This window comes from Deferribacter abyssi (genome assembly GCF_049472655.1).
Taxonomy (GTDB): Bacteria; Chrysiogenota; Deferribacteres; order Deferribacterales; family Deferribacteraceae; genus Deferribacter; species Deferribacter abyssi.
Genome location: NZ_JAQNCS010000003.1, coordinates 115,390 through 138,470, shown reverse-complemented (window position 1 = coordinate 138,470; position 23,081 = coordinate 115,390). Strand labels below are relative to the sequence as shown.

26 protein-coding genes, 1 tRNA gene and 1 other RNA gene are annotated in these 23,081 nt (G+C 29.8%); 20 read left to right on the top strand and 8 right to left on the bottom strand.

Annotation, left to right across the window (positions count from 1 at the left end):
- Window positions 1–13 precede the first annotated feature (13 nt).
- Window positions 14–1,360: an alanine/glycine:cation symporter family protein gene (locus tag OWK30_RS02700; RefSeq protein WP_423323349.1), complete on the top strand. Its 1,347-nt coding sequence runs from the start codon at window positions 14–16 to the stop codon at window positions 1,358–1,360.
- Window positions 1,353–2,039 (top strand): DNA/RNA nuclease SfsA, encoded by a 687-nt coding sequence (sfsA, locus tag OWK30_RS02695; protein ID WP_423323347.1) that lies wholly within the window; start codon window positions 1,353–1,355, stop codon window positions 2,037–2,039. The genes OWK30_RS02700 and sfsA overlap by 8 nt, the downstream gene beginning before the upstream one ends.
- On the opposite strand, the gene holA is transcribed toward sfsA, so the two are convergent.
- The 3 genes from holA to leuS form a co-directional block, all read right to left on the bottom strand.
- Window positions 2,036–2,914: a DNA polymerase III subunit delta gene (holA, locus tag OWK30_RS02690; RefSeq protein WP_423323345.1), complete on the bottom strand. Its 879-nt coding sequence runs from the start codon at window positions 2,912–2,914 to the stop codon at window positions 2,036–2,038. The two genes, sfsA and holA, sit on opposite strands and share 4 nt — an antisense overlap.
- Window positions 2,880–3,296 carry a hypothetical protein gene (locus OWK30_RS02685; protein WP_423323343.1) on the bottom strand — a complete coding sequence of 139 codons (417 nt, stop codon included), beginning with the start codon at window positions 3,294–3,296 and terminating at the stop codon, window positions 2,880–2,882. Before OWK30_RS02685 ends, holA begins: the two co-directional genes overlap by 35 nt.
- An 86-nt stretch (window positions 3,297–3,382) precedes the next feature.
- On the bottom strand, window positions 3,383–5,944 hold the full coding sequence (gene leuS / locus OWK30_RS02680; RefSeq protein ID WP_423323341.1) for a leucine--tRNA ligase: 2,562 nt from the start codon (window positions 5,942–5,944) through the stop codon (window positions 3,383–3,385).
- A 315-nt stretch (window positions 5,945–6,259) separates the two neighbouring features.
- Here leuS and rbr point away from each other — a divergent pair, with 315 nt between their 5' ends.
- The 13 genes from rbr to OWK30_RS02615 all read left to right on the top strand — a co-directional run bounded on the left by rbr (window position 6,260) and on the right by OWK30_RS02615 (window position 15,809).
- Window positions 6,260–6,859 carry a rubrerythrin gene (gene rbr / locus OWK30_RS02675; RefSeq protein ID WP_423323339.1) on the top strand — a complete coding sequence of 200 codons (600 nt, stop codon included), beginning with the start codon at window positions 6,260–6,262 and terminating at the stop codon, window positions 6,857–6,859.
- A gap of 207 nt (window positions 6,860–7,066) precedes the next feature.
- Window positions 7,067–8,095: a hypothetical protein gene (locus OWK30_RS02670; RefSeq protein WP_423323337.1), complete on the top strand. Its 1,029-nt coding sequence runs from the start codon at window positions 7,067–7,069 to the stop codon at window positions 8,093–8,095.
- A complete protein-coding gene (locus OWK30_RS02665) occupies window positions 8,076–9,497 on the top strand; it encodes an HD domain-containing phosphohydrolase (protein ID WP_423323335.1) in 1,422 nt (473 codons plus the stop codon). The genes OWK30_RS02670 and OWK30_RS02665 overlap by 20 nt, the downstream gene beginning before the upstream one ends.
- A 36-nt stretch (window positions 9,498–9,533) precedes the next feature.
- A complete protein-coding gene (locus OWK30_RS02660; protein ID WP_423323333.1) occupies window positions 9,534–9,887 on the top strand; it encodes a response regulator in 354 nt (117 codons plus the stop codon).
- A complete protein-coding gene (locus OWK30_RS02655; RefSeq protein ID WP_423323331.1) occupies window positions 9,880–10,638 on the top strand; it encodes a biotin--[acetyl-CoA-carboxylase] ligase in 759 nt (252 codons plus the stop codon). Before OWK30_RS02660 ends, OWK30_RS02655 begins: the two co-directional genes overlap by 8 nt.
- On the top strand, window positions 10,622–11,395 hold the full coding sequence (locus OWK30_RS02650) for a type III pantothenate kinase (protein ID WP_423323329.1): 774 nt from the start codon (window positions 10,622–10,624) through the stop codon (window positions 11,393–11,395). Before OWK30_RS02655 ends, OWK30_RS02650 begins: the two co-directional genes overlap by 17 nt.
- Window positions 11,379–12,125, top strand: coding sequence for a tetratricopeptide repeat protein (locus OWK30_RS02645; RefSeq protein WP_423323327.1), 747 nt, complete (start codon window positions 11,379–11,381; stop codon window positions 12,123–12,125). Before OWK30_RS02650 ends, OWK30_RS02645 begins: the two co-directional genes overlap by 17 nt.
- Window positions 12,122–12,952 carry a helix-turn-helix domain-containing protein gene (locus tag OWK30_RS02640; RefSeq protein WP_423323325.1) on the top strand — a complete coding sequence of 277 codons (831 nt, stop codon included), beginning with the start codon at window positions 12,122–12,124 and terminating at the stop codon, window positions 12,950–12,952. Before OWK30_RS02645 ends, OWK30_RS02640 begins: the two co-directional genes overlap by 4 nt.
- A 59-nt stretch (window positions 12,953–13,011) precedes the next feature.
- The gene (locus OWK30_RS02635; protein ID WP_423323323.1) at window positions 13,012–13,788 is read left to right on the top strand and encodes a hypothetical protein; all 777 of its coding nucleotides are present in this window, start codon (window positions 13,012–13,014) and stop codon (window positions 13,786–13,788) included.
- A 12-nt stretch (window positions 13,789–13,800) separates the two neighbouring features.
- Complete coding sequence (locus OWK30_RS02630; RefSeq protein ID WP_423323321.1) at window positions 13,801–14,985, top strand: cysteine desulfurase family protein; 1,185 nt, start codon at window positions 13,801–13,803, stop codon at window positions 14,983–14,985.
- A 17-nt stretch (window positions 14,986–15,002) separates the two neighbouring features.
- Window positions 15,003–15,443, top strand: coding sequence for a Fe-S cluster assembly scaffold protein NifU (gene nifU / locus OWK30_RS02625; RefSeq protein ID WP_423323319.1), 441 nt, complete (start codon window positions 15,003–15,005; stop codon window positions 15,441–15,443).
- Between the two features lie 16 nt (window positions 15,444–15,459).
- A complete protein-coding gene (locus OWK30_RS02620; RefSeq protein WP_423323453.1) occupies window positions 15,460–15,681 on the top strand; it encodes a NifU family protein in 222 nt (73 codons plus the stop codon).
- 17 nt (window positions 15,682–15,698) lie between these two features.
- Entirely contained in the window at window positions 15,699–15,809 is a 111-nt protein-coding gene (locus OWK30_RS02615) for a rubredoxin-like domain-containing protein (RefSeq protein ID WP_423323317.1), read from the top strand.
- 119 nt (window positions 15,810–15,928) lie between these two features.
- Here OWK30_RS02615 and OWK30_RS02610 read toward each other — a convergent pair whose 3' ends face one another.
- From OWK30_RS02610 to OWK30_RS02595, 4 genes are all read right to left on the bottom strand, one after another.
- Entirely contained in the window at window positions 15,929–16,333 is a 405-nt protein-coding gene (locus OWK30_RS02610) for a gamma-glutamylcyclotransferase family protein (RefSeq protein ID WP_423323315.1), read from the bottom strand.
- A 5-nt stretch (window positions 16,334–16,338) separates the two neighbouring features.
- Complete coding sequence (locus tag OWK30_RS02605; protein WP_423323313.1) at window positions 16,339–18,222, bottom strand: SurA N-terminal domain-containing protein; 1,884 nt, start codon at window positions 18,220–18,222, stop codon at window positions 16,339–16,341.
- 33 nt (window positions 18,223–18,255) lie between these two features.
- An RNA gene (gene ffs / locus OWK30_RS02600) (signal recognition particle sRNA small type) lies at window positions 18,256–18,354 on the bottom strand.
- A gap of 16 nt (window positions 18,355–18,370) precedes the next feature.
- Window positions 18,371–18,462: transfer RNA gene (locus tag OWK30_RS02595), tRNA-Ser, on the bottom strand.
- A 113-nt stretch (window positions 18,463–18,575) separates the two neighbouring features.
- On the opposite strand from OWK30_RS02595, the gene OWK30_RS02590 reads away from it, so the two are divergent.
- From OWK30_RS02590 to OWK30_RS02570, 5 genes are all read left to right on the top strand, one after another.
- Entirely contained in the window at window positions 18,576–19,163 is a 588-nt protein-coding gene (locus OWK30_RS02590) for an RNA polymerase sigma factor (RefSeq protein ID WP_423323311.1), read from the top strand.
- Window positions 19,141–19,584: a zf-HC2 domain-containing protein gene (locus OWK30_RS02585; RefSeq protein ID WP_423323309.1), complete on the top strand. Its 444-nt coding sequence runs from the start codon at window positions 19,141–19,143 to the stop codon at window positions 19,582–19,584. Before OWK30_RS02590 ends, OWK30_RS02585 begins: the two co-directional genes overlap by 23 nt.
- Complete coding sequence (locus OWK30_RS02580; RefSeq protein WP_423323307.1) at window positions 19,574–20,317, top strand: hypothetical protein; 744 nt, start codon at window positions 19,574–19,576, stop codon at window positions 20,315–20,317. Before OWK30_RS02585 ends, OWK30_RS02580 begins: the two co-directional genes overlap by 11 nt.
- On the top strand, window positions 20,314–21,672 hold the full coding sequence (locus OWK30_RS02575) for a DegQ family serine endoprotease (protein WP_423323306.1): 1,359 nt from the start codon (window positions 20,314–20,316) through the stop codon (window positions 21,670–21,672). Before OWK30_RS02580 ends, OWK30_RS02575 begins: the two co-directional genes overlap by 4 nt.
- Before the next feature lie 84 nt (window positions 21,673–21,756).
- Window positions 21,757–22,347, top strand: a complete 591-nt coding sequence (locus tag OWK30_RS02570) for a hypothetical protein (RefSeq protein WP_423323304.1) — start codon at window positions 21,757–21,759, stop codon at window positions 22,345–22,347.
- Here OWK30_RS02570 and OWK30_RS02565 read toward each other — a convergent pair.
- Entirely contained in the window at window positions 22,344–22,889 is a 546-nt protein-coding gene (locus OWK30_RS02565) for a helix-turn-helix domain-containing protein (protein ID WP_423323302.1), read from the bottom strand. The genes OWK30_RS02570 and OWK30_RS02565 overlap by 4 nt on opposite strands.
- Between the last annotated feature and the right edge of the window lie 192 nt (window positions 22,890–23,081).

Genomic DNA, 23,081 nt, shown 5'->3' with positions numbered 1-23,081 from the left:
TAAGAGGTGAAAGATGGATGATTTACATTTGTTGATAACCCAGCTTGATTCTATAGTCTGGGGACCTTTTATGCTTGTTTTACTTATTGGTACTGGTGTGTTACTTACTGTAAGATTAAAATTTGTTCAGGTGTTAATGCTCCCAAAAGCTTTGAAACTGGTTTTTAAAACAGTAAATACTGAAAAAGCCAATGGAGATATTACACCTTTTCAAGCTTTAACCACAGCTCTTTCCGCTACTATTGGGACTGGTAATATTGCTGGTGTGGCTACAGCTATTGCTACTGGTGGTCCTGGTGCTATTTTTTGGATGTGGCTATCGGCTTTTTTTGGAATGGCTACTAAATATGCTGAGGCTGTTCTTGCTATAACTTTCAGACGAAAACTAGAAGATGGTTCAACCATTGGTGGTCCTATGTTTTATTTAAAAGAGGGATTGCAAGTAAAATGGCTTGGAGCATTACTAGGATTTTCTTTTGCAGTTTTTGGGATTGTTGCTTCCTTTGGTATAGGAAGTATGGTGCAGTCTCATTCTGTTGCTTTAGCAATTAATGATGCCTTTAGTTTACCAAAAGGTGTTACTGGTTTTGTTTTGATGATTTTGACTGCACTTGTAATAATCGGTGGTATTAAGAGAATTGGGAAGGTAACTGAGAAAATCGTACCATTTATGGCAGTTTTTTATTTTATTTTTGCTATAATTGTAATTTTTATGAAAATTGATCAGTTCTTTTATGTGTTGCGTCTTATTTTTGAATCAGCTTTTTCACCTGTGGCTGCAGTTGGAGGATTTGCTGGTGCAGCAGTTAGAGATGCAATTAGATATGGAGTCGCAAGAGGTGTTTTTTCAAACGAAGCAGGTCTTGGTAGTGCTCCTATAGCTCATGCTGCTGCTAAAACAGATAATGCTGTAAGGCAGGGGCTTGTAGCGATGACAGGTGTTTTCTTTGATACTATCATAATTTGTTCTTTGACTGCTTTTGTTATTCTTTTAACTGGTGTCTGGGATAGTGGTAAGACTAGCACTGAGCTGACTGCTGCAGCATTTGTTACTGTTTTTGGAGGAAGTGGTAAAACTTTTTTAGCTTTAGCTTTGGTTTTCTTTGCATACTCTACAATCCTAGGGTGGTCGTATTATGGTGAACAATGTGCTAAATTCTTATTTGGTTATAAATTTAGTTATTTTTATAAAGTGATATACTGTTTAAGTGTATTTTATGGTGCACTAAGGAAAACAGATTTTGTTTGGGATATGGCAGATCTATTTAATGGTATGATGGCGATCCCAAACCTTATAGGGTTGTTGATGCTTTCAGGTGTTCTTGTTAAAGTTACAAAAGATAAAATGAGTGATGTTTAAGTTTGACAATATTATAATTGGTAAGTTCTTAAGAAGATATAAACGGTTTATTATTGATTTTGAAAAAGATGGAATAGTTGAAACGGCTTTTAATCCAAACACAGGTTCAATGAAAGGGCTTTTAAACGAAGGTTGTTTGATAGCCCTTTCTATTTCTAACAATCAAAAAAGAAAATACAAATACACTGTTGAAGGTTTTCAATTAAATGATTACTGGGTTTACACCAATACAATAAATGTGAATAAAATAGTGGAGTATCATATAAAGAATGGGTGTATTAATGAGTTTTATCCTTATGATTTTTTAAAAAGAGAATATGTCATAGGGAATAGTAGAATTGATTTTTATTTAGAAAATTGTGGGAAAAAAATCTTGATTGAAGTTAAGAATGTTACTTTGTTAAATGATAATGGACATGCTGCATTTCCTGATGCAAAGACAGAAAGAGGAAGAAAACATTTACGTTTATTAGTAGAAATGTCAAGGCGAGGTTATGATTGTTATATTTTTTATGTAGTTGCTGTAAACTCAAATGTTTTTGAATGTGCTTGGCAAATAGATAGTATGTACTGTAAGGAGTATGAAAAGGCTCTAGATTATGGTGTGAGACCTATTTTTTATAGAAATTATTTTAATGTTGATAAAAAAGAAGTGACTTTACAGCATATGGAGAGTTAAATATCAATTAAAGAAGTAAGTTCGTATTCCATTTTTACTGTAGATGTTTTTAGTTTTTTATCTATTTGATAAAATTTTTCAATCAAATTAAATAGCTCTTTTTTTGACCATTTTTCTGATGCAGATTTGATTTGGGCTATTTTAAATGTTTGGCCCGTTACCAAATCTGGTGAAATGAGGTAATATAAAATTTCAAGTCCTCGTTTTGTAAGCATGTAAAAAGCCATTTGAAGATTTTCATGGTTTTCTATCATTAGATTCAATTTCGCAAGAGCTTTTTTCCAGTTTTTACTGTAAAATGATTCAATAAAAGCGAAGACATTATTTACATTTGAAGAACTGATAATGTTTAATATTTCTTCAAAAGATTTAGGTTTTTTATTGTAAAAATAAAGAGAAATTTTTTCGAGTTCTTGATTAAAAATTTCCATATTTCTTTGACATAATTCGTAAATTTCTTTTGCTTCATTAAACGAAATGGGTAAGTCTCTTTCTTTAAATTTAAAGATTATTTCTGAGATATTGTCTTTGTAATTGAGTTTTTTTTCTTTTATAATTTCAAAACTATTTTTAAAAGTTTTTAATAATTCATTGTTTTCTTCTGCTAAAAAAATTATATGTGCTTCACATGGTGATTTGAATAATTCTGAGTTACTTAGTATATCTTTTATCTTGTGAGCATTTTTAATAATCAAGTGTTTGTTTTCACCAAAAAGTGGATATGTGAAAAGATAATCAGATATTTCTTCAAGATTAAAATTTTCATCATTATATTTTCTTATATCTATATTATCATTTTTTATAATAAGTTCCTTTAGCTTATTTTCATTAAATTGGTGACTACCTATTATAAGTATTTTCTTTTTTAAAGTCATTTATAAAATCCAAAAGAATGTTGTTTAAACTTTTGATGAGAGCATCATGTTTTGAAGAATATGTTTGAGTAATATTTGTAAAAATTGTATAATTATTTGAGTCATTGTAAGTTTTTCTAAAAATTTCTTTTTCAGATTTTTTTACTTTTATTGTTACAGAAATATGTAGCTCTGATGAAGTGGCTCTGAAGTTTTGTTGTAAAATTTTACTCTCATAGAAAATTTTATTAATTTCAATATTTAATTTAAGATTGTTGTTTGGATTTTTGGTGAGAAGATTATGTTTATTAAAAAAATCGTAACAGGTAGAATTTATAATAGATGTATAGCTTGACTCAGATGTTAAGTTCTTGATGGAGTTTAAATAAAATTTCTCTTTCATATCAATTTGCTCAAATCCTGCTATCCTATATCCACAGGATAGCAGGATAAAAATTGCAAAAAAACTGCAGTATTTTATTAATGTTTTCACTTTACAACCAAACTCACAAGTTTGTTAGGGACATAAATTTCTTTTATAAGATTTTTCCCTTCGAGATACCTTTTCACTTTTTCATTTTCTTTTGCAAGTTTTAAAATATCTTCTTTTTCTATATTTCTTGGGACGCTGAGTTGTGCTCTTACTTTTCCATTAATTTGAACTACAATAACAATTTCATCTTTTACTGTATATCTATCATTATACTGAGGCCAATCTAATTTAGATACATATCCAGCAAATCCACAAAGATGCCATAACTCTTCTGCTGTATGAGGAATGAATGGAGTGATAAGTTTTATAAGAGTTATCAGTGCTTTTTTAAAAGCTGTTTTTTCTGAGTCATTTGATAGTTTTCCTTCTAATAGATAAAGATTGTTTGTAAATTCCATTATTGCGGCTACAGCAGTATTTAATTGAAATTTTTCAATATCGTTAGTTACTTTTTTGATGGTGGAGTGAGTGTAATATAGTATTTCTTTTTCAATGTTTCCATTTTCGTTAATATTAGAATTAATATTACTTTTTAATAACTCTAAATGTTTTATTACAAGACGCCAAACCCTATTTATAAATCTAAAAGCTCCTTCAACTCCTTGCTCGCTCCATTCAAGGTCTTTTTCAGGTGGTGCAGCAAAAAGGGAAAACAAACGAGCTGTATCGGCACCATATTCCTCGATGAGGGCTTCTGGATCCACTACGTTTTTTTTGGATTTACTCATTTTTTCTATTCTACCGACTTTTGCTTCTTTACCACATTTAGCACACTTTCCATTTTCCACTTCTTCAGGGAAAAGCCAACCATGTTCTTCGCATTTATATGTTTCTTTACAAACCATACCTTGGGTTAATAGCCTTTCAAAAGGTTCATCAAAGTTTATATATCCTAAATCCCTTAATACTTTAGTGAAGAATCTTGAATACAACAGATGTAAAATAGCATGTTCTATACCACCTATATACTGATCAACTGGCATCCAATATTCTACTTCTTCTTTATTGAAAGGTGCAGTGTTACATTTTGGAGAACAGTATCTTAAAAAATACCAACTTGACTCTACAAAAGTATCCATAGTGTCAGTTTCTCTTTTAGCATTTGCTCCACATTTTGGACATTTCACATTAATGAATTCTTTTATTTGTGATAAAGGATTGCCTGCACCTGTAAATTCTACATCGGTAGGTAATTTTACGGGTAGATCTTCTTCTGGTACTGGAACAATACCGCATTTCTCACAATATATTATAGGAATAGGTGCACCCCAATAGCGCTGTCTTGATATTCCCCAGTCTTTCAGTCTAAAATTTACAGTTTTTTTACCGACACCTAACTTTTCAAGGTATTTTACAATTTCATCTTTTCCTTTTTCATTATCAAGGCCGTCGAAATTACCAGAGTTTACCATTTTACCCGGCCCAGTGTAAGCTTCTGTCATTTTATCAGGATTTAATTCTTTACCTTCAGGTTGAATAACAACAATAATATCAAGACCATATTTTTTTGCAAATTCAAAATCTCTTTGATCATGAGCAGGCACAGCCATTACAGCGCCAGTACCGTAATCCATCAGAACGAAGTTGGCAATAAAAATAGGGAGTTTTCTGCCATTAACTGGATTGATAGCATATTTCCCAGTGAAAAAACCTTTTTTCTCTTTATCTTCAGCTGTTCTTGAGATTTTGTCTTCTTTAAGTATGTCATTGATAAATTTTAATCCTTCATTTTCTTGTTTAGTGCCTTTTAGTAGTTTTTTGGCTGCAGGGTGTTCAGGAGCGATAGACATAAAAGTGGCACCATATAGAGTGTCTGGCCTTGTGGTGAAAACTGTGATAATTTCGTTCATATCTTCTATTTTGAAATCTATCTCAGCTCCTGTTGACTTCCCAATCCAGTTTCTTTGCATTGTAAGTACGCGCTCAGGCCATCCTTTGAGTTTATATGTATACTCTAGCAACTCTTCGGCGTAATCAGTAATTTTAAAAAACCACCCTTCAAGTTCTTTTATTTCTACTTCACTAGAGCATCTCCAGCAACAACCGTCTTCCACTTGCTCATTTGCTAATACGGTGTGACATTCAGGACACCAATTGACTAAAGAAGTTTTTTTGTAAGCGAGCCCTTTTTTGTACATTTCAAGAAATATTTTTTGTTCCCATTTGTAATATTCTGGATCACATGTAGCTATTTCTCTATCCCAATCATAACTAAGTCCAAGCATTTTAAGCTGTTTTTTCATGTAATCAATGTTAGAGTATGTCCATTTTGCAGGATGAATATTGTTTTTAATTGCAGCATTTTCAGCTGGTAGCCCGAAAGCATCCCATCCCATAGGGTGAATAACGTTAAAACCTTGCATCATTTTATAACGTGCGATTACATCACCAATGGCATAATTCCTCACATGTCCCATGTGAATTTTGCCAGATGGGTATGGAAACATCTCAAGGCAATAATATTTTTTCTTTGATGCATCAGTTTTTGATTTAAAAATTTTTTCTTTTTCCCAAATACTTTGCCATTTTCGCTCTATATCAGCAGGATTATATTTCATGTAAGATTCCTCCCTATTTTGTGCTTTTTTGTTTTATAGATTTATAAAATTAGGTAAAATAAATCAATGATTAATTTTGTTTTTAGCAAAAAGTGTGTAATTTTTTGTTATAAAAATTCTTTATGATGATAGTTTATATACTACAGTTTATATTATTAAAATGTAAAGTGACAAAGTAATGTCTTCTAAATATTAAATAAGCTATTGACAATTAGATAAATTAGAGTTATTCTAAATTTAAGTTAAAGATAAAATGTTTTAAAAGTTATAAAAATGTGTTATATTTACAAAAGAAAATGAAAAAGGAGGTAAAAAATGACAAAAAAAAGTTTAGAAGGGACTAAAACTCTTGAAAATTTAATGAAATCGTTTGCAGGTGAATCTCAGGCAAGAAATAGGTATACTTTCTATGCTTCCATAGCTAGAAAAGAGGGATATCGTCAAATTGAGGCGTTTTTTATAGAAACAGCTGACAATGAAAGAGAACATGGCAAAAGATTTTATAAGCATATTATTGAAAATTTAAATCTTACAAAACCACTTATGGTGGATATTTCTGCATCATACCCAGCACAACTTGGTAATACCTATCAAAACTTATTAGCTGCTGCTGAAGGTGAACACGAAGAATTCGTAGTGTTGTATCCTGAGTTTGCTGAAATAGCTGATGAAGAAGGATTTCCTGAAATTGCTCATCAATTTAGAACAATAGCGGAAGTGGAAGAAAAACATGAAAAGAGGTTTTTAAAATTGGCTGAAAACATAGAAAAAGGTAGAGTATTTAAGCGAGATACTAAAGTTTATTGGAAATGTAGGAACTGTGGTTATATTTTTGAAGGTTTTGAAGCACCTGTTTCGTGTCCAGCATGTGCACATTCACAAGAACATTTCGAACTTTATGTAGAAAATTATTAAATAATTGCTACATGTTTTATTGAGAAAAAACAAATAAGCAAGCTGTCACTTTTTAGTACAGCTTGCTTCTACATATTTAAATGATAAAAATTCTCAAAAATATACTTTTAAGTTTTTAATAATTTATTTGACAGTTGTTTTTATTGTGGGTGTTTAATTAATTAAAATTTGTTGTTAAAAACTAAAATTAATGATAAATTATAATTCATGTTAAAGAAGTTAGCATTTTTCTATTTCTTTTTAACTGCTTTTACGACTTTTTTTTATTCTGATTTTTTTATATTTAAAGATAATGTTTATATTCATGGGATGGTGGGAATATTTGGTTTCGCTTTAAACGCTTATTTATCTATTATTGTAAGTGCAAAAAATTTTAAGACAGTTTATACCAAGTTGCAAAAAATATTTTTTTATTTGTCAGTTAGTTTGGTAATATTAATTTTTTTTAAATCTTATATTTTAATTACTATTGTAAGTTTTGTATATTTTATTTTTACTCTACCAATGTTGTTACGATACGATCCAGATTATGCAGGAGTTGAGAGGCTATTTGTAAAGAGTTCTATTTATATCTTACTTTTAAATTGGATTTATTTTATGTATTCTTTAAATTATGATACTTTTTTAGGTATGAAAACAAAACTTTCATACAATTATTTGTCTTTTTCCTTTCCTTTATCATTAATACTTTTTTCCGAATTTGTTAACTTTTTAAGAATGAATAAAAGAGAGATTGTTGTTTCTGTGGTTGTTTTGGTGGGAGGAGTTCTGAGTATGTTTATTGGAATGCTTTTGAATATTTCAATTATTGAATTATTAAGTGCAGGGTCGTTGTTACTTATAATTTTGTATTATTTTATTAAATCTGCAAAAGTTAAAGATAAGTTTCTTTTTTTTAATTATATGGGGTTGTTGTTAACTGGTATTTTTGGGTTTTGGTATTTATACACTGTGATTTCAGGGGTAAGTGATAAGGTGATACTTTTACTCCATGCACATTTTGCCCATTATACCTGGGCTACTTTTGGATTATTTTATCTTATAGTTAAGAATGTAAAAAAAAGGATTCATTGTATGACAAGTTTATTGTTGTCTTTGATATTTTTATCAGTTTATTTAATCAGAAACTATCCATTTCTTTTGTATGTTTCATTTTGTTTTTTTATATTATCTGGTATAATTGTATTATTAGATTCTTTAAAGAATGGTGTAACTTATGGATTTAAAACTTCTTGAAATTGCATCCTTGCTGGTAAGTAAGAAAGATTTAGATGAATTAATGGAAGAAGTTTTGTTTAGGCTTAGAGAAATTGTAAATGCTGATGCAGGAAGTATATATCTTTATCACGAAGAGTCTGATACTTTAGTTTTTAAATATACTCAAAATGATACTGTAGATATCATTTTTAAAGAATTTAGTTTACCGGTGGATGAGAACAGCATTGCTGGCTACTGTGCTTATAAAAAAGAAATGTTTTTTATTGATGATGTATACTCTTTAGAGGATAAGTTTCCATTTAAGTTTAATAAGGATTTTGATAAATTATCAAATTATCGCACAAAATCTATAATTATGGTTCCTATTTTTGATGCTAAAGATAATCTTATTTCTGTTTTGCAACTAATAAATAAAAAAAACACACCTTTTGGTAAGCCTATCACAAGTTTTGATAAAGATGTTACAGTATTTAATGAAGAAGATGTTAAAATAGTTCATTCTTTAAGTGGTATTATTGGGGTAGCACTTGAAAACAGTTTACTTTATAAAAATATAGAAGAAATGTTTGAAGGTTTTATCAAAGCTAGTGTTCAGGCTGTGGAATCAAGAGATCCTATTACAAAAGGGCATACGGAGAGGGTTTATAGAATAACTTATAAAATAATTGAGGAAATGGACAAAGATGATGAAGCCTTTCCAGGTTTTAAAATGAATAAAGATGATTGGAAGGTGTTAAAATATTCAACATTGCTACACGATTTTGGTAAAATTGGTGTTAGAGAAAATGTGTTGATGAAATCGAAGAAATTATATGATGATCAATTTAAGGCATTGAAAATGAAATTAAAACTTTATCATTGTATAGAGAATATCGATGATAATAAGTTCTTTGAAATAAATGAATTGGTGGAAAGAGCTAATGAGCCAACAGTTCTTGAGAGTGAGTTAGCAAACAGGTTGGATAAATTTAAGGATATAAGATTTAAGGATAATTTTGGGGTAGAGTATAGATTGCTTGATGATCAAGAATATAAACAATTGTCAGTGAGAAAAGGAACTTTAACCGAAGATGAAAGAAAAGAAATTGAATCACATGTGCTTCATACTTACGAGTATTTGATAAAAATTCCTTGGACAAAAAGCCTTAAAGATGTCCCAAAAATTGCCTGTATGCACCATGAAAAGCTTGATGGTAGTGGTTACTCTTTTGGTTTGAAAGAAGATGAAATACATATTTTTGGTAAAGTAATGGCTGTTGCAGATATTTTTGATGCTTTGACAGCAAAAGATAGGCCTTATAAAAAAGCTGTACCTATTGAGTTGGCATTAAAGATCATTAGTGAAGAAGCTGAGAAGGGGAAGCTTGATAAAAAAATTGTTCGATTTTTTATAGAGAAAAAAATATACAATATGTTATAATGTTCTTAAGTTTTTATATTTTGGAGGGGAAGTAAAGTGAAAACTGTACTAGTGGTTGATGATGATCCATCGATTAGATTGTTATTAAGAGATGAATTGTGTGATTTGAAACTTAATGTGGTTACTGCAGTTGATGGTGAAGAGGCATTAATTTCTTTTGAAGAAAATGATATTGATTTGATTATTTTGGATTTGAAAATGCCAAAAGTTGAAGGGGATGAGGTCTTAAAGATTGTTGGGCAAAAGAGTAATGTGCCTGTAATTGTATACTCTGCTAATATTGAGTCTTACGATGGACTCGATAAACTTCATAAAAATGTGTATTATGTAGAGAAAAGTTCAAATTTAGATGATTTATTATGTTTAGTTAAAAATACAATAAATGTTTAATGAGAAAAAAGTAAACACAATATTAAAAAGAATTAAATCTTGTTATAATTTAATTTATTTTAAAACTATAGATTCTACTAATAATTTTGCATTAAACTCTGATTTAAATCCAGGATATATAATCGTTGCTGATAAACAAACTAAAGGGAAAGGTCGGCAGGGTAGAGTATGGAATTCGGATGAAGAAGATAATTTGTATTTTACTTTGGTATTAGAAAATAATGATTTTGTGAATTTGTTTAAAATAAACATTATTTCTGCATATGCCTTGTGTGATGTAATGAGAAGTGACTATTCAATTAATTCAAAAGTTAAGTGGCCTAATGATGTAGTTGTTGGTGGTAAAAAAGTATCGGGTATTTTGATTGAAGCAAAAATGGAAGGTAATTTTTTGAAAAAAGTAGTTTTAGGTGTTGGAGTTAATCTTAATAATAAAGATTTTTCTGTTGATTTGAAACATAAAGCAGTATCAATCTTTCAACTAAAGAAAGAGAAAATTGACAAAGAACACTTTTTAGTAAGGTTTTTTGAAGAGTTTGTAAAGTGGGAAAAAAAGATTGATTTAATAAAAGAATTTTGGGCTGAGTATTCTGCTTATCTTAATAAAGAAATAATGTTTCATTATAATAATAATGTTGAAAAGTTTGTTGAAAAGGGTATAAATGATGACGGATCTTTAGTGGTAAAGGATATGAAAGGCAAAGAAAAGATAATTTATCATGGAGAAATAGGTTATGATACTTGCAATTGATATAGGAAATACAAATATAGTTTTAGGTGTTTTTTATAATAATAAATTAATTGCAAATTTCAGACTTGCAACAGACTATTTAAAAACTACGGATGAATATGCCTCTATTATTATGCTGTTGATGGAAAAAAATAATATAAATGTTAAAGATTTCCGTGGTGTTATAATTTCTAGTGTGGTTCCATCATTAATATATACGTTTAGTAAATTATGTAGGAAATATTTGAATAGTGATCCAATGATTGTAGGTCCTGGTGTGAAGACAGGAGTAAAGATAAATATAGAAAATCCTAAAGAAGTTGGTGCTGATAGAATAGTAAATGCTGCAGCTGTAATCAGTATGTATGGTTATCCTTCAATAATTGTTGATTTTGGAACTGCTACCACATTTGATGTGATTGATAAAAATGGAAGTTATGTTGGAGGGTTGATTTGTCCTGGAATTAAATTGTCTATAAAGGCATTGCATACAGGTACTGCTAAGCTACCAGAAGTAGAAATTGAGAAAACTGATAGAATAGTTGGTAGTAATACCATTAGGTCAATTCAATCAGGAATATATTATGGTTATTTGTCTATGGTTGATGGTATTATAGAAAGAATAATTGATGAGTTGAAATGTGATACAGAGAAACTGTCTGTTATAACAACAGGTGGGCTTGGAAGTATTTTTGTTGAAGAATCTAAATATTTGCAAGTATATGAACCAAATTTGACTTTAGAAGGTTTGAGGATAATATATGAAAAAAACAATTAATTTTTTATTGCTATTTATTGTTGTTTCTTGTGCTTCAAATGTGGATCAATTAAGACTTTCTGAGTCTCATTATAAATTAGGACTTGCTTATTTAACTAGTGAAAATGATTATAGAGCTTTAAAGGAGTTTGAAGAAGCTTTGAAGTATAACCCAAAAGATGATAGGGTTTATTATGCAATTTCAACTTTCTATTTAAAAAAGAGTTTATTTGATAAGGCTGAAGAGTATATTATTAAAGCATTAAAAATTGTTCCAAACAATTCTGAGTATATCAATGCTTATGCTTCTATTTTAGCTGCAAAAGGAAAAACGGAAGAAGCAATAAGTCAGTGGATGAAGATAATAAATGACCCAACATATCCTAATATTCCAATGGTTTATTACAATATTGGTTACGCTTATTTTACATTGGGACAGTTAAAAGAGGCTACAACATTTTTTGAAAAATCAATTGAAATGAACAGGTTTTTTGTTGCATCATACCTTATGTTGTATGATATCTATATGAAAACTAGCCAAATTGATAAAGCTGAAGAGATTTTAGAAAAAAGTGTTGAGTATAATCCAACCAATAATATACTAAAGCTAAGATTAGGTGAACATTACTATAATCAAAAGAAATATAATAAAGCAGTAGAGATTTTTGAGGATATTATTATTAAAACTCCTAACAGTGTCGAAGCTAAAAAAGCATCCAAGTATTTGAATTCATTGGGAATTTATAAATGAGTGAATTCGCAAAACTTCTTAAAGATAAAAGAGTTGAGAAGGGGATATCTTTAAAGGATGTATCTAAAGAAATAAAAGTAAGTTTGTCCTACTTGGAATTTATTGAGAATGGAGAATATACGAAATTACCTTCGTATGTACATGCATACGGCTTTGCAAAAGCGTATTGTGAATTTTTGGGATTAAATTTTAATGAGATGAAAAGTATTTTTGATCAGGAATGCAAGAAAGAGGATTTTGATAAAAGATTTGTGAGAATAGAGAGTGATGAGATTATTCAAAAAGAAGTAAATTTAAAAAATATACATAGGGCAATAGTATTATTTGTAGTAATTTTAATTTTAATTTTAGGTATTGTTTATTATTTCCTGAGTACAAACAAGAAAAAAATAAGTGAAAATAAGAAAGTAATTGTTCCAGAAACTGTTTCTGAAAATAATACAAAATATAAAAATGAGGTTTCTTCTAATGTAACAGAAAATACTTCAATGGAGATAAATCCCACTGAAATTCTTGAGAAAATTAATGATAATAAATCATTTGCTAATGAAACAAAACATAAGGTTACACTTATTTTCAATGATATATGCTGGGTGAACATAAAAATTGATAATTCATCAGTTTTGGATTTTATTGCGGAAAAAGGTACAAAAAAAGTGATTGAGTTTAAGGAATATTTTTTAATTGATATTGGTAATGCTGCAGCTTTAACTATTAAGTATGACAATATAACATTTTCAAGATTTGGTGGATTCAGACAGCCTGTTAAAAATTTATATTTCACTGTGAATGAAGATAATTACTTAATGTATGAAAAGATAAAATAATGCTTGCTTTTTTATTTAATACGTATATCTTGTAAAAAAAGACAAAAAAGGTATGAATTATGTTAAAAGTAGGAATTTTTGCGAACGATTCTTTATTACTTTCAGAGTTAGTTGAGACACTAAACCATAGAGGGTTATCAATATTAACTAACATATATACAGAACAAGGTTTTTTAGATTCAATGGATAATAGTGATTTTGTAGATATTAAGAGTATACCAGAAAAATTTAATGATGATGTTTTAATAGTTTTAAGTGATATCTCTAAATATATTGAAAGATTAAAAGGGTTTGAAAGAAAAGTTGTTGATTTTTCTCGGACTGTTAGAGGGGTAAGGTATGTTTCGTATATTTCTGAGCCTATACTTTATTGCTTAGAACAGATTGATATAGATGAAAGTGATGTTTTTGCTATTATAAATGTTCCTGCTGCTGTTTTTGGTAAAGCTGCAGTTGATGATTTGTTGAATCAAACAAGAGATATTTTTTCATTTACTAGAAGCGAATGTAAGGTATTTGATAAGATGCTGCCTTTTAATTACTTCTTTATTAGAGAGAATGATCATATATTTAAAAATTATTTGTTATTTTTAAAGGAGAATTTAGAAATAGATTTTGAGTTGAGGATGCTTCCTGTTTCAACAGGGTTTGTAATTGATATTTATGGCGAGTGTGAGATTGATGATGATAAAATATTTAGTGAACGGTTTGTAGGTAGCTTACAGGATGCTCTTGAAAGTGAAAAAGTCTCTTATTTTAAAAATAATAAAAAGATAACGTTGGTTGGTGACTATTTGAAAGTAATAATAAACCAGATTTTAGATGAAATTAAATAAGAGGAGTTTGATATGATTTATTTGGATAATGTGGCGGGTACGAAACCTGATAAAAGAGTTGTTGAAAAAATGTTACCTTTTATTAGTGAGAAATATGGGAATCCTAGTGCGCATTTTTACCCGCTTGGTAGGGAGTCTTTTGAGGCAATTGAAAATGCAAGGGGTTATGTAGCAGCATTGATTAATGCTAAACCTGACAATATTGTTTTTACTTCTTGTGGAACTGAATCAAATAATTTGGCCATTAAAGGAGTTGTTAGTAATTCTGAGTATAAAGATAAGAAACATATTATTATTAGTGAAATAGAGCACTATTCTGTGCAAAATACTGTATTAAAGTTAACAAACTATGGGTATGAGGTGACAAAACTAAAAGTTGACAATACAGGTCTTGTAAATCCGCAAGATTTGAAGAAAAATATTAGAAAAGATACTCTTTTAGTTTCTATAATGCATGCAAATCCGGAGATTGGTACAATTCAAGAAATTGAAGAGTTAGGAAAAGTGTGTAAAGAGTCAGGGGTTTTGTTTCATGTTGATGCAGTAGCTAGTTGTGGACATGTGGAAGTGGATGTGGAGAAATTTCAATGTGATCTTCTAAGTATTGCATCTCAAAATTTTTATGGTCCAAGAGGTGCTGCTGCATTGTATATTAGAGATGGAGTAAAAATTACTCCTTTATTTGATGGTGGATTTCAGGAGAGAGGTTATAGAAGTGGTTCTGAAAATGTAGCTGCAATTGTGGGGATGGGTGAAGCTGCTAGAATTGCAAGAGAAGAAATGGCTGGATACAGCGAAAAGATGATTAAACTGAGAAAAAAATTATGGGATGGTTTAGCAGAAATGTTTGATTTTCTTCATTTTACTGGGCATCCTGAGAAAAGATTACCTGGGCATGTAAGTTTTTGGATTGAATATATTGAAGGAGAATCTTTGCTGATGTGGTATTCATTGAAAGGTGTTTGTGCAGCAAGCGGTTCGGCGTGTTCATCGAATATTTTGGCGGAAGATGAAGATGAGCTTGAGGCATCTCATGTTTTAACTGCGGTGGGAGTACCCAATGATATTTGTGCAGGATCATTGACATTTTCTATGTCAAAGTATATTGAAGAGAAAGATGTGGACTATGTCTTGGAGATTACTCCAGGTATAGTTAATAGATTGTGTGAAATGTCACCTTATTATAATAAGAAGTAATATTTTAGGAGGATATGATGGCAAAAGGACCATATAGTGACAAAGTTATGGATCATTTTATGAATCCAAGAAATATGGGAGAGATCGAAGATGCTAATGCTATAGGCGAAGTGGGTAATCCTGCTTGTGGTGATGTTATGAAACTTTATATGAAAATTAATGATGAGGGTGTTATTGAGGATGTAAAATTTAAAACTTTTGGATGTGGTGCTGCAATTGCATCAAGCTCAATGGCAACAGAATTAATAAAAGGTAGAAAAGTAGAGGAAGTTTTAGAGCTTACGAATGAGGCTATTGTTGAGGCTTTGGATGGTTTACCACCTGCAAAAATTCATTGCTCTGTGATGGCTGAAGAGGCTATTGAAGCAGCTTTGAAGGATTATTATACAAGAATGGGAAAAGATCCAAAAATAGTGGATGAAATGAAAGAAAAAATAAAATCAAAGTTAGTTAGTTAGGAGGTTTTTGATGACATTGAAAGAGCGTGTTCAAGAAGTTTTAGACCAAGTAAGACCAGGATTGCAGGCTGATGGTGGTGATGTAGAATTACTTGATGTAACAGAAGATGGTGTTGTTAAAGTTCAATTAACTGGTGCATGTGGGACATGTCCTTTTAGCACAATGACTTTAAAACATGGTATTGAAATGAGGCTCAAGGAGATGATTCCAGAAGTTAAAGAAGTCGTGGCTCTTTAATTTTTTAGAGGTGGCTTATGAAAAAGTGGAGATGTAAAGTGTGTGGGTATATTGTAGAAGGGGATACTCCACCTGATAAATGTCCTGTTTGTAATGCTCCAGCATCAGAATTTGAGGAAGTTAAATAATTCTATGTTAGTTTATAAGGGAGAGGTTTTGTCCCTCTTCCTGTTGTTTTTATCGAGTACAATCGGTAAAAAACTACATTGTTTATATGATTTTTATTTAAATTAAAAAATCGGTTGTTTTAGGCAAGAAAAAGTGATTTCTTTTTATGATGCTTGAGATATTTCAACCAGTCTCCAGAAGGGATAATTTTTAATTCTTTTAGCTTTGCTGAAAAATCTTTTTTAGCAGTATAAACCCAAAATGTAATATTGTTTTTAGTAAACTGTACCCTTTCGTAAGGAGAATATGGTGATTTTATTTCTTCATATTCGTCTAGCTGTTCTATAAGGTTTTTTGGTACTTCAAATATATCACCAATTACTAACCCTTCATTACCTGGGACAAAAAGTGGATACTTATCTTTAGTAATGTATAATTTTCCTTGTAAGGATATAGTTGTAATATATTTTGCAGTTTTTAAGATAACTGTTGAAATTGGGCACCCTAATCTTAGGGTGCCGTAGAAAAAAAACATTTCATTCATATTTATTATTTTGCTGTTATTGATGGATTAATTTCAATTTTTGCCTTATTTTTTAATTCCTCGATATAGCTGTTTAGAGCCTCATTTTGTTTTATACTTTTGATATAGTTTTTAATTTCATTTTTTTCTTCATTAGTTATCTTATTGTAGTTAGGTGTTTTTACATCAATGACCGATATAATATAAACGTTATCACCGATTTCATAAGGTTTTGATAATAATTTCCCTTTATTAGTAAAAATATCTTGTGCTAAATCGGTGTTAATACCTAAATCAGGGATTGGTTCAGTCCTTTTGAAATAAGGGGTTGTTGTTATAGAATATTTTTCATTGTTAGCTATTTCATTAATAGTTTTATATTTTTTTAAGAAGTTTTCTGATTCCTGCTTAGCTAACTCAACTGCTTTATCATCTATAAAATCATTTGTAACTTCTTCTTTTAGCGTTTTAAACTCAGGGATATATGAGTCTTTTCTATCTTCAAGTTCAAAAATATATTTTATCCCTTGAATATCTACTATATTTGTAATTTCAGCGGTTTCTAATTTAAATAATTTGTTTTTCAGATCAATATTGTTTCCAATTGGTGGGATATTATCAAATATTGAAAAATAGTCAGTTTCAAACACTTTTATGTTTTTATTTTTTAAAGTATAAGCTGTAATATTAGATGCTTTTAAAATGTCTCTATATGTGCTAAACACATATTCGTTGAAGGCCGCATTTTTCTTTAAGGTTTTTAATTTTTCAATAATTTGATTTTTTGCTTCGTCCAGTGTTAATTTTTTCTCAGGTTTATAATCGTAAACTTTTATAATATGAAATCCTACAGGTGTTTTAACAATATCTGAAACTTCACCTTTTTTCAATTTAAATACTGCATTTTCAAACTCTTTTATCATTTGACCTTTTGTAAAATAGCCTAAATCACCACCGTTTTTAGCAGATAAATCTTCTGAGTATTTTTTTGCTAAATCTTCAAACTTTTCACCTTTTTTTAATTTATTGAGAATATCATTAATTTTTTTCTTGGCATTTTCCACTTCTGTCTTATTTTGCCAGTCTTTCACCTTTATTAATATGTGTTTTGCAGCTATTTTTTCTTTTTGTTGAAACTCGTTAGAGTGTTGTAGATAATATTTTTCAATTTCTTCTTCTTTTATTTTGAAGTTATAATTAAACTGTTTTGGATCAAATTTTATATATTTTACTTTTATTTTTTCAGGGACTCTGTAATTTTCTTTGTTTTTCTCATAATAATTTTTAAGTTCCTCATCAGTGTATCGTACTTTATTTTTGAATTTTTTCGATGAAATTTTTATATAACTTATTTTGGCTTCTGTGTTTCTATAGTTGTACTCATTTTTTATCTCGTTCTCAGTTACATAAACGCTGTTTTCTATAAGTGATTTCATTTTATTAACAATTAGGTCAGCTCTTATTGAACGTTCAAATTGAGATGGTGTCATTCTATTTAATTTGAGAACCTCCATATACCGTTTTGGATCAAATTTACCATTAGTTTGAAAAGAAGGAGTTTTTTGTAATTCATGAAATACCTCTACATCAGAAACAAAAACGCCTTTTTTATTAGCTTCATCTATCAAAAGATATTTTTCTATTATACCATCTACAACCTGTTTAGTGATATCTAAATTAGCTGGAACATTTCCTCCTAATAAAGCCTTAAGTGTATTTGAAAAGTTTTCGTATTCTTTTTGGTATTCTGCGAAACTTATTTCATAATCATTTACTTTGATGGCAAAGTTTGCTTGCTTTGTTTTACCTCCCATCCCCCAAACTAAGAAAATAGTACCAATGAAAGCAGCGATTACTAACCAAAGGAAAATGCTTAATAATCTCTTTTTTTCTCTAAAGACTCTGAGCATATATGACTCCTCAATAAATTTTGATTTAAGCTGGCTCGACAGGGACACTCCGGCACATGGGAAACTACGCTACCGTTGCTCCCTTCCGGGCCTGGCGGGGTTCACGTAGCACCCATTGCAGAGGCCCCATCGAGCCATCCTGTTGAAACGGAGAGGGAGGGATTCGAACCCTCGGTACCGCTTTTAACGGTACACACGATTTCCAATCGTGCTCCTTCGGCCAGACTCGGACACCTCTCCAAACCTTAGCAGAATGTCTCTATAACTTAAAATATTCGTTGTGTCAATAATTCCATATTCAAATTATGAACTTTTGGTGTATATTAGTGTCATAATGAATGAAGGAGGAAAGTGTGTCTGATAAAAGTATTGTTAAAACGGTTTTAGAGGGCGATATTGATTCATTTGAATTATTGATAATAAAATATCAGAAGCAGCTTTTTAATGCGGTTTTGGCACTTGTTAAAAATACTGAAATTGCAGATGATATAGTGCAAGAAGCTTTTATGAAAGCATTTGAAAAACTTGAGACATTGCGTGATAAATCACAATTTTATCCATGGCTAAAGAGAATAGCCATTAATTTGGCTCTGGGGCATTTGAACAGAAGTAAAAGAAATGTGGATGTTTATTATGATAATGATGAAGAAAATGAAAAGGCAGATTATTTTGAAAATATTGCGGCTGATAATAACCCTGAAGAGCTTTTATTGAAAGAAGAATTGAAAAGGTATGTAAGAAAATTTGTAGAATCGCTTCCTGATAAGTTACGTTTAGTGGTTATTTTAAGAGAAGTGGAGGATATGAGTTATGAGGAAATTGCAGAAGTTTTAAATATTCCTGTGGGAACTGTAAGGTCAAGACTGTTTAATGCTAGGCAAATTATTAAAACAAGGTTAATAAATCAGGGGTTGGCAGATGGATTGTACAAAATATCGTAAAATAATTTCGATGTATGTTGATAATGAGCTAAGTGATAATGAATTAAATGATTTAATTAATCACATCAAATTGTGTGATAATTGTAAAACATACTATGAAAATATTTTAGTTTTAAAAGAGAGTATTAAAGCATCTTTTACAACGAATATAGATAATTATGACAAAAGCACAGAAATTATGTCTAGAATTAAGAAAAATACTGGGAAAGTATCGTATAGTAAAAGGAAAAATTATTTTATGTGGGTTAGTGTTATTGCTGCGCTTTTTATTTTAGTTGTATCTTTTTACTTATATAATAATCTTAGTAGCGAAAAAATTGTGGAGCAATATAAATTAGAAAAATATGTGGCTGAACATTTAGAAAAAAATAGGGTTATTGATCTAGATTCACATATGTCCAAAGTAAATTATGAAAAATAATATAAAGCTCATAGATTATCGATTATTTATTATAACTTTGTTTTTTATTATTCTTGTAAAAAATGGTTATACAGATACAAATTTAGAAGCTGTCTCTATAAAAATTGCACTTGATGAACATCATTATATAACCTTGGATTTTGAAAGAGAAACATATAAAGAAAGATATTTAAAAAATACAGTGGTTAATTTAGTTAATGATTATTTTGATGTAAGCTCAATTTCAAATGAATATTATTCTGAAAAAATGTCATTAAAGAAAAAAGGCGATTTACAATTTCGTGTTTATGAATATACGTCTGTTTTTAACGATAGGTTTAATCATGTCATTTGGACATACAAAGATAATAGAATTTTTAAACATGAAGTTTATGACTTGTCAAATAAACTTCTCTATTCTTATACGGTAAATTTGTTAAAAACTGATAAACTCATTAAAAAGCCAACAAAAGATTGTATTGGATGTTATTTTTACAAAGGGTTTAAACTAGTTTATAATGGCAAAAACCCAGAAGGTGAAAATCAGCTTTTTTTCAGTGATGGATTAAATAGTTTTTCAGTGTTTTGGAAAAAAGGGGTGAAAGAAGTTCAAACAATAAGGAAAATTGTTTTAGGAAATTATATGTTTAGATCATATTATAGAGGGTATATTTTTACTGTAGTTGGAACAATACCTTATTTTGAAATGGAAAATGTAGTGAAATATTTAATAAAAAAGGAGGTTATTAAATGAGAAAGAAAATTTTGTTTATTAGTGTGTTATTGATGTTTGCGGTAAATATTTTTGCCTATTTTGGTGCACCTGAATCCTTTGTTGATGTTGTGAAGAAGACAAGAGATGGGGTTGTTAATATTAGTACTACTAAAATTGTGAAAAGAAAAAGTTCACCATTTTTCTTTAACGATGATTTATTCAAAAGGTTTTTTGGTGATGATTTTAAACATTTTGATGTTCCAAAAGAATATAAGTCTAAGTCCCTTGGATCTGGGTTTGTAATAGATAAGAAAGGTTATATTGTAACTAACAATCATGTTATAGATGGTGCAGATGAAATTATTGTTAAACTTGCTGATAAGAAAGAATTTAAAGCAAAGGTGGTAGGGAAGGATCCTTTGACGGATCTAGCTTTATTGAAAATTGATCCAGAAGATGAAGAATTGCACCCTTTAACCCTTGGAGATTCGGATAAAACTGAAGTTGGGGAATGGGTAGTTGCTATTGGTAATCCTTTCGGACTTGAGTGGACTGTTACTGCAGGAATTATTAGTGCAAAAGGGCGTGTTCTTGGAGAAGGTCCTTATGATAATTTTATGCAAACTGATGCATCAATTAATCCAGGTAACAGTGGTGGGCCACTTGTAAACACAAAAGGCGAGGTGGTAGGTATTAATACGGCAATTATTCCTTCAGGACAGGGGTTAGGTTTTGCTATTCCAGTTAATATGCTCAAAGAGTTGTTGCCAAAATTGAAAGCTGGTAAAGTTAAAAGGGGATGGTTAGGAGTCACAGTACAACCTTTAGATGATAAGCTTGCAAAATCTTTTGGGCTTAAAAAACCAGAAGGAGCCTTGATTGCAGATGTAATTAAAGGTGATCCTGCAGATAAAGCTGGAATAAAAGCTGGAGATATTGTTATTGCGATTGATGATAAACCTATTAAAGATAGTAGAGATTTAGTGATTGAGATAGGTAAACGAAATCCAGGTGAAAATGTTACTTTAACGGTAATTAGGGATGGTAAAGTAAGAAAAATTAAAGTTAAACTTGGTGAGAGAAAAGATACTATTATCTCAAAGGGTGAGATTAAGAGAGAAGGAAAGCTGGTTGTTGGAGATTTAGATCAACAAAAATTAAGAGAAATAGGGATTGAAGGTGGTGTGAAAGTAACTGCGGTTGATCCAGCTTCTAATGCATATGAGGCTGGACTTAGAAAAGGTGATATAATTGTGTGGATTAATAGGCATAAAATTAAGAATTCAGATGAATTTTATAAAGTTTATGATAAAATAAATAAAGGTGATATCGTTGCTTTAAAAGTTGTAACAAGACAAGGAAGTAAGTTTATAGCTTTTAATAAAGATGAATAGTTACTAAAGTGTTGTTTAAAATGGTTTTAAAGGGGAAAGAAGAAGCCCCTTTAAAACCATTTAATTGATCATACGTGGTGAATTATGAAGGTTTCATCTAAAAATATATTGATTATTGCTTTAGCCATTATTTTAAGTATTAGCTGCTATTTTTTATTAAAAGCCCTTTATTTAATAAACGTAGATTTTCCATATTCTCAAGAAATCTTAGCAGCACTAATTGGAACTCTTATAACGATATTTATTACAGCTATTTTGTTGAATAAGCAAACTGAAGTAGAACTATTAAAAGAAGAAAATTTAAAGATTTTAGAGCTAAAAGTATCAATTTATAACGAATTATTTAAATATCTCGAAGAAATTTTTTTAAAGCAAGATTTAAATAAAAAAGATATAATAAAGTTGAAATTGATAAATCAAAAACTATCAATGGTTGCATCACATGATGTCTTGAGAGTTTTTGGTAAATTTATTGATGAGTTCAATGAGGCATCATTAGATAAAAAAATATTAGAGCATGATGTGGATGATATTTTAAATATAGTATCAGAGTTGTCTAATTCTATTAGATATGACTTGCTGGAAGGAAAACGTATTGAAAAACAATCTGAAAAAGCTGCTATTTTAAAACAAATTTTGAGAAATACTGAAATGTTAGAAAAAAATAAAATCTAAAATGTTGGTGGGTGGTTTACCCAAATTACCTCTGTTGTATTGTCCGTAGGATTTTTCCAACTATGAGGCATATTGGACTTGTAAATTGCAGAATCACCTTCTTTGAGATGAAAAATTTCATCTCCCACGGTGATTTCCAGTTCACCTTTTAAAACAATTACAAACTCTTCACCGTTATGAGAATGCTGCTCTTTTCCACTATATGCACCTGGTTCAAGATACATATAAAGAGCTTCTAATTCAGTGTCTGAAAACTGTGGTCTTAAGAGTTCGTAAGTTACCTTAGATTTGGGGTTTACAAGTTTATTTCGTTCATCTTTTCTTACAACAACTTTCTGTTGTCTGTTTGGTTGGTCAAAAAAGTGCATTATGTTTACTTCAAGAGCATCAGCTATTTTTTTTAAAGATGATACAGTTGGTGATACCAAATCTCTTTCAACTTGAGATAAAAATCCAAGAGAGCAACCTGATAATTTGCTAAGCTGTCTTAATGTTAATTGTTTTTTTTGTCGTAACTCTTGTACTTTCTTACCTATTGTCATATGTTCAGTTTATAAAACAAAATGAAAATTAGTCAAGCTGTTTTTATTATTATTTAATAAAATTTAATAAAACTTAAAAAATATGGTTTTGATGTAAAATGATTTATAGATGATTAAATTATGAAATATTAATAAAATGAGGTTTTAAAAATAAAGTTTTGTTAGATATTTGTTAAAAAATAATTGACAATC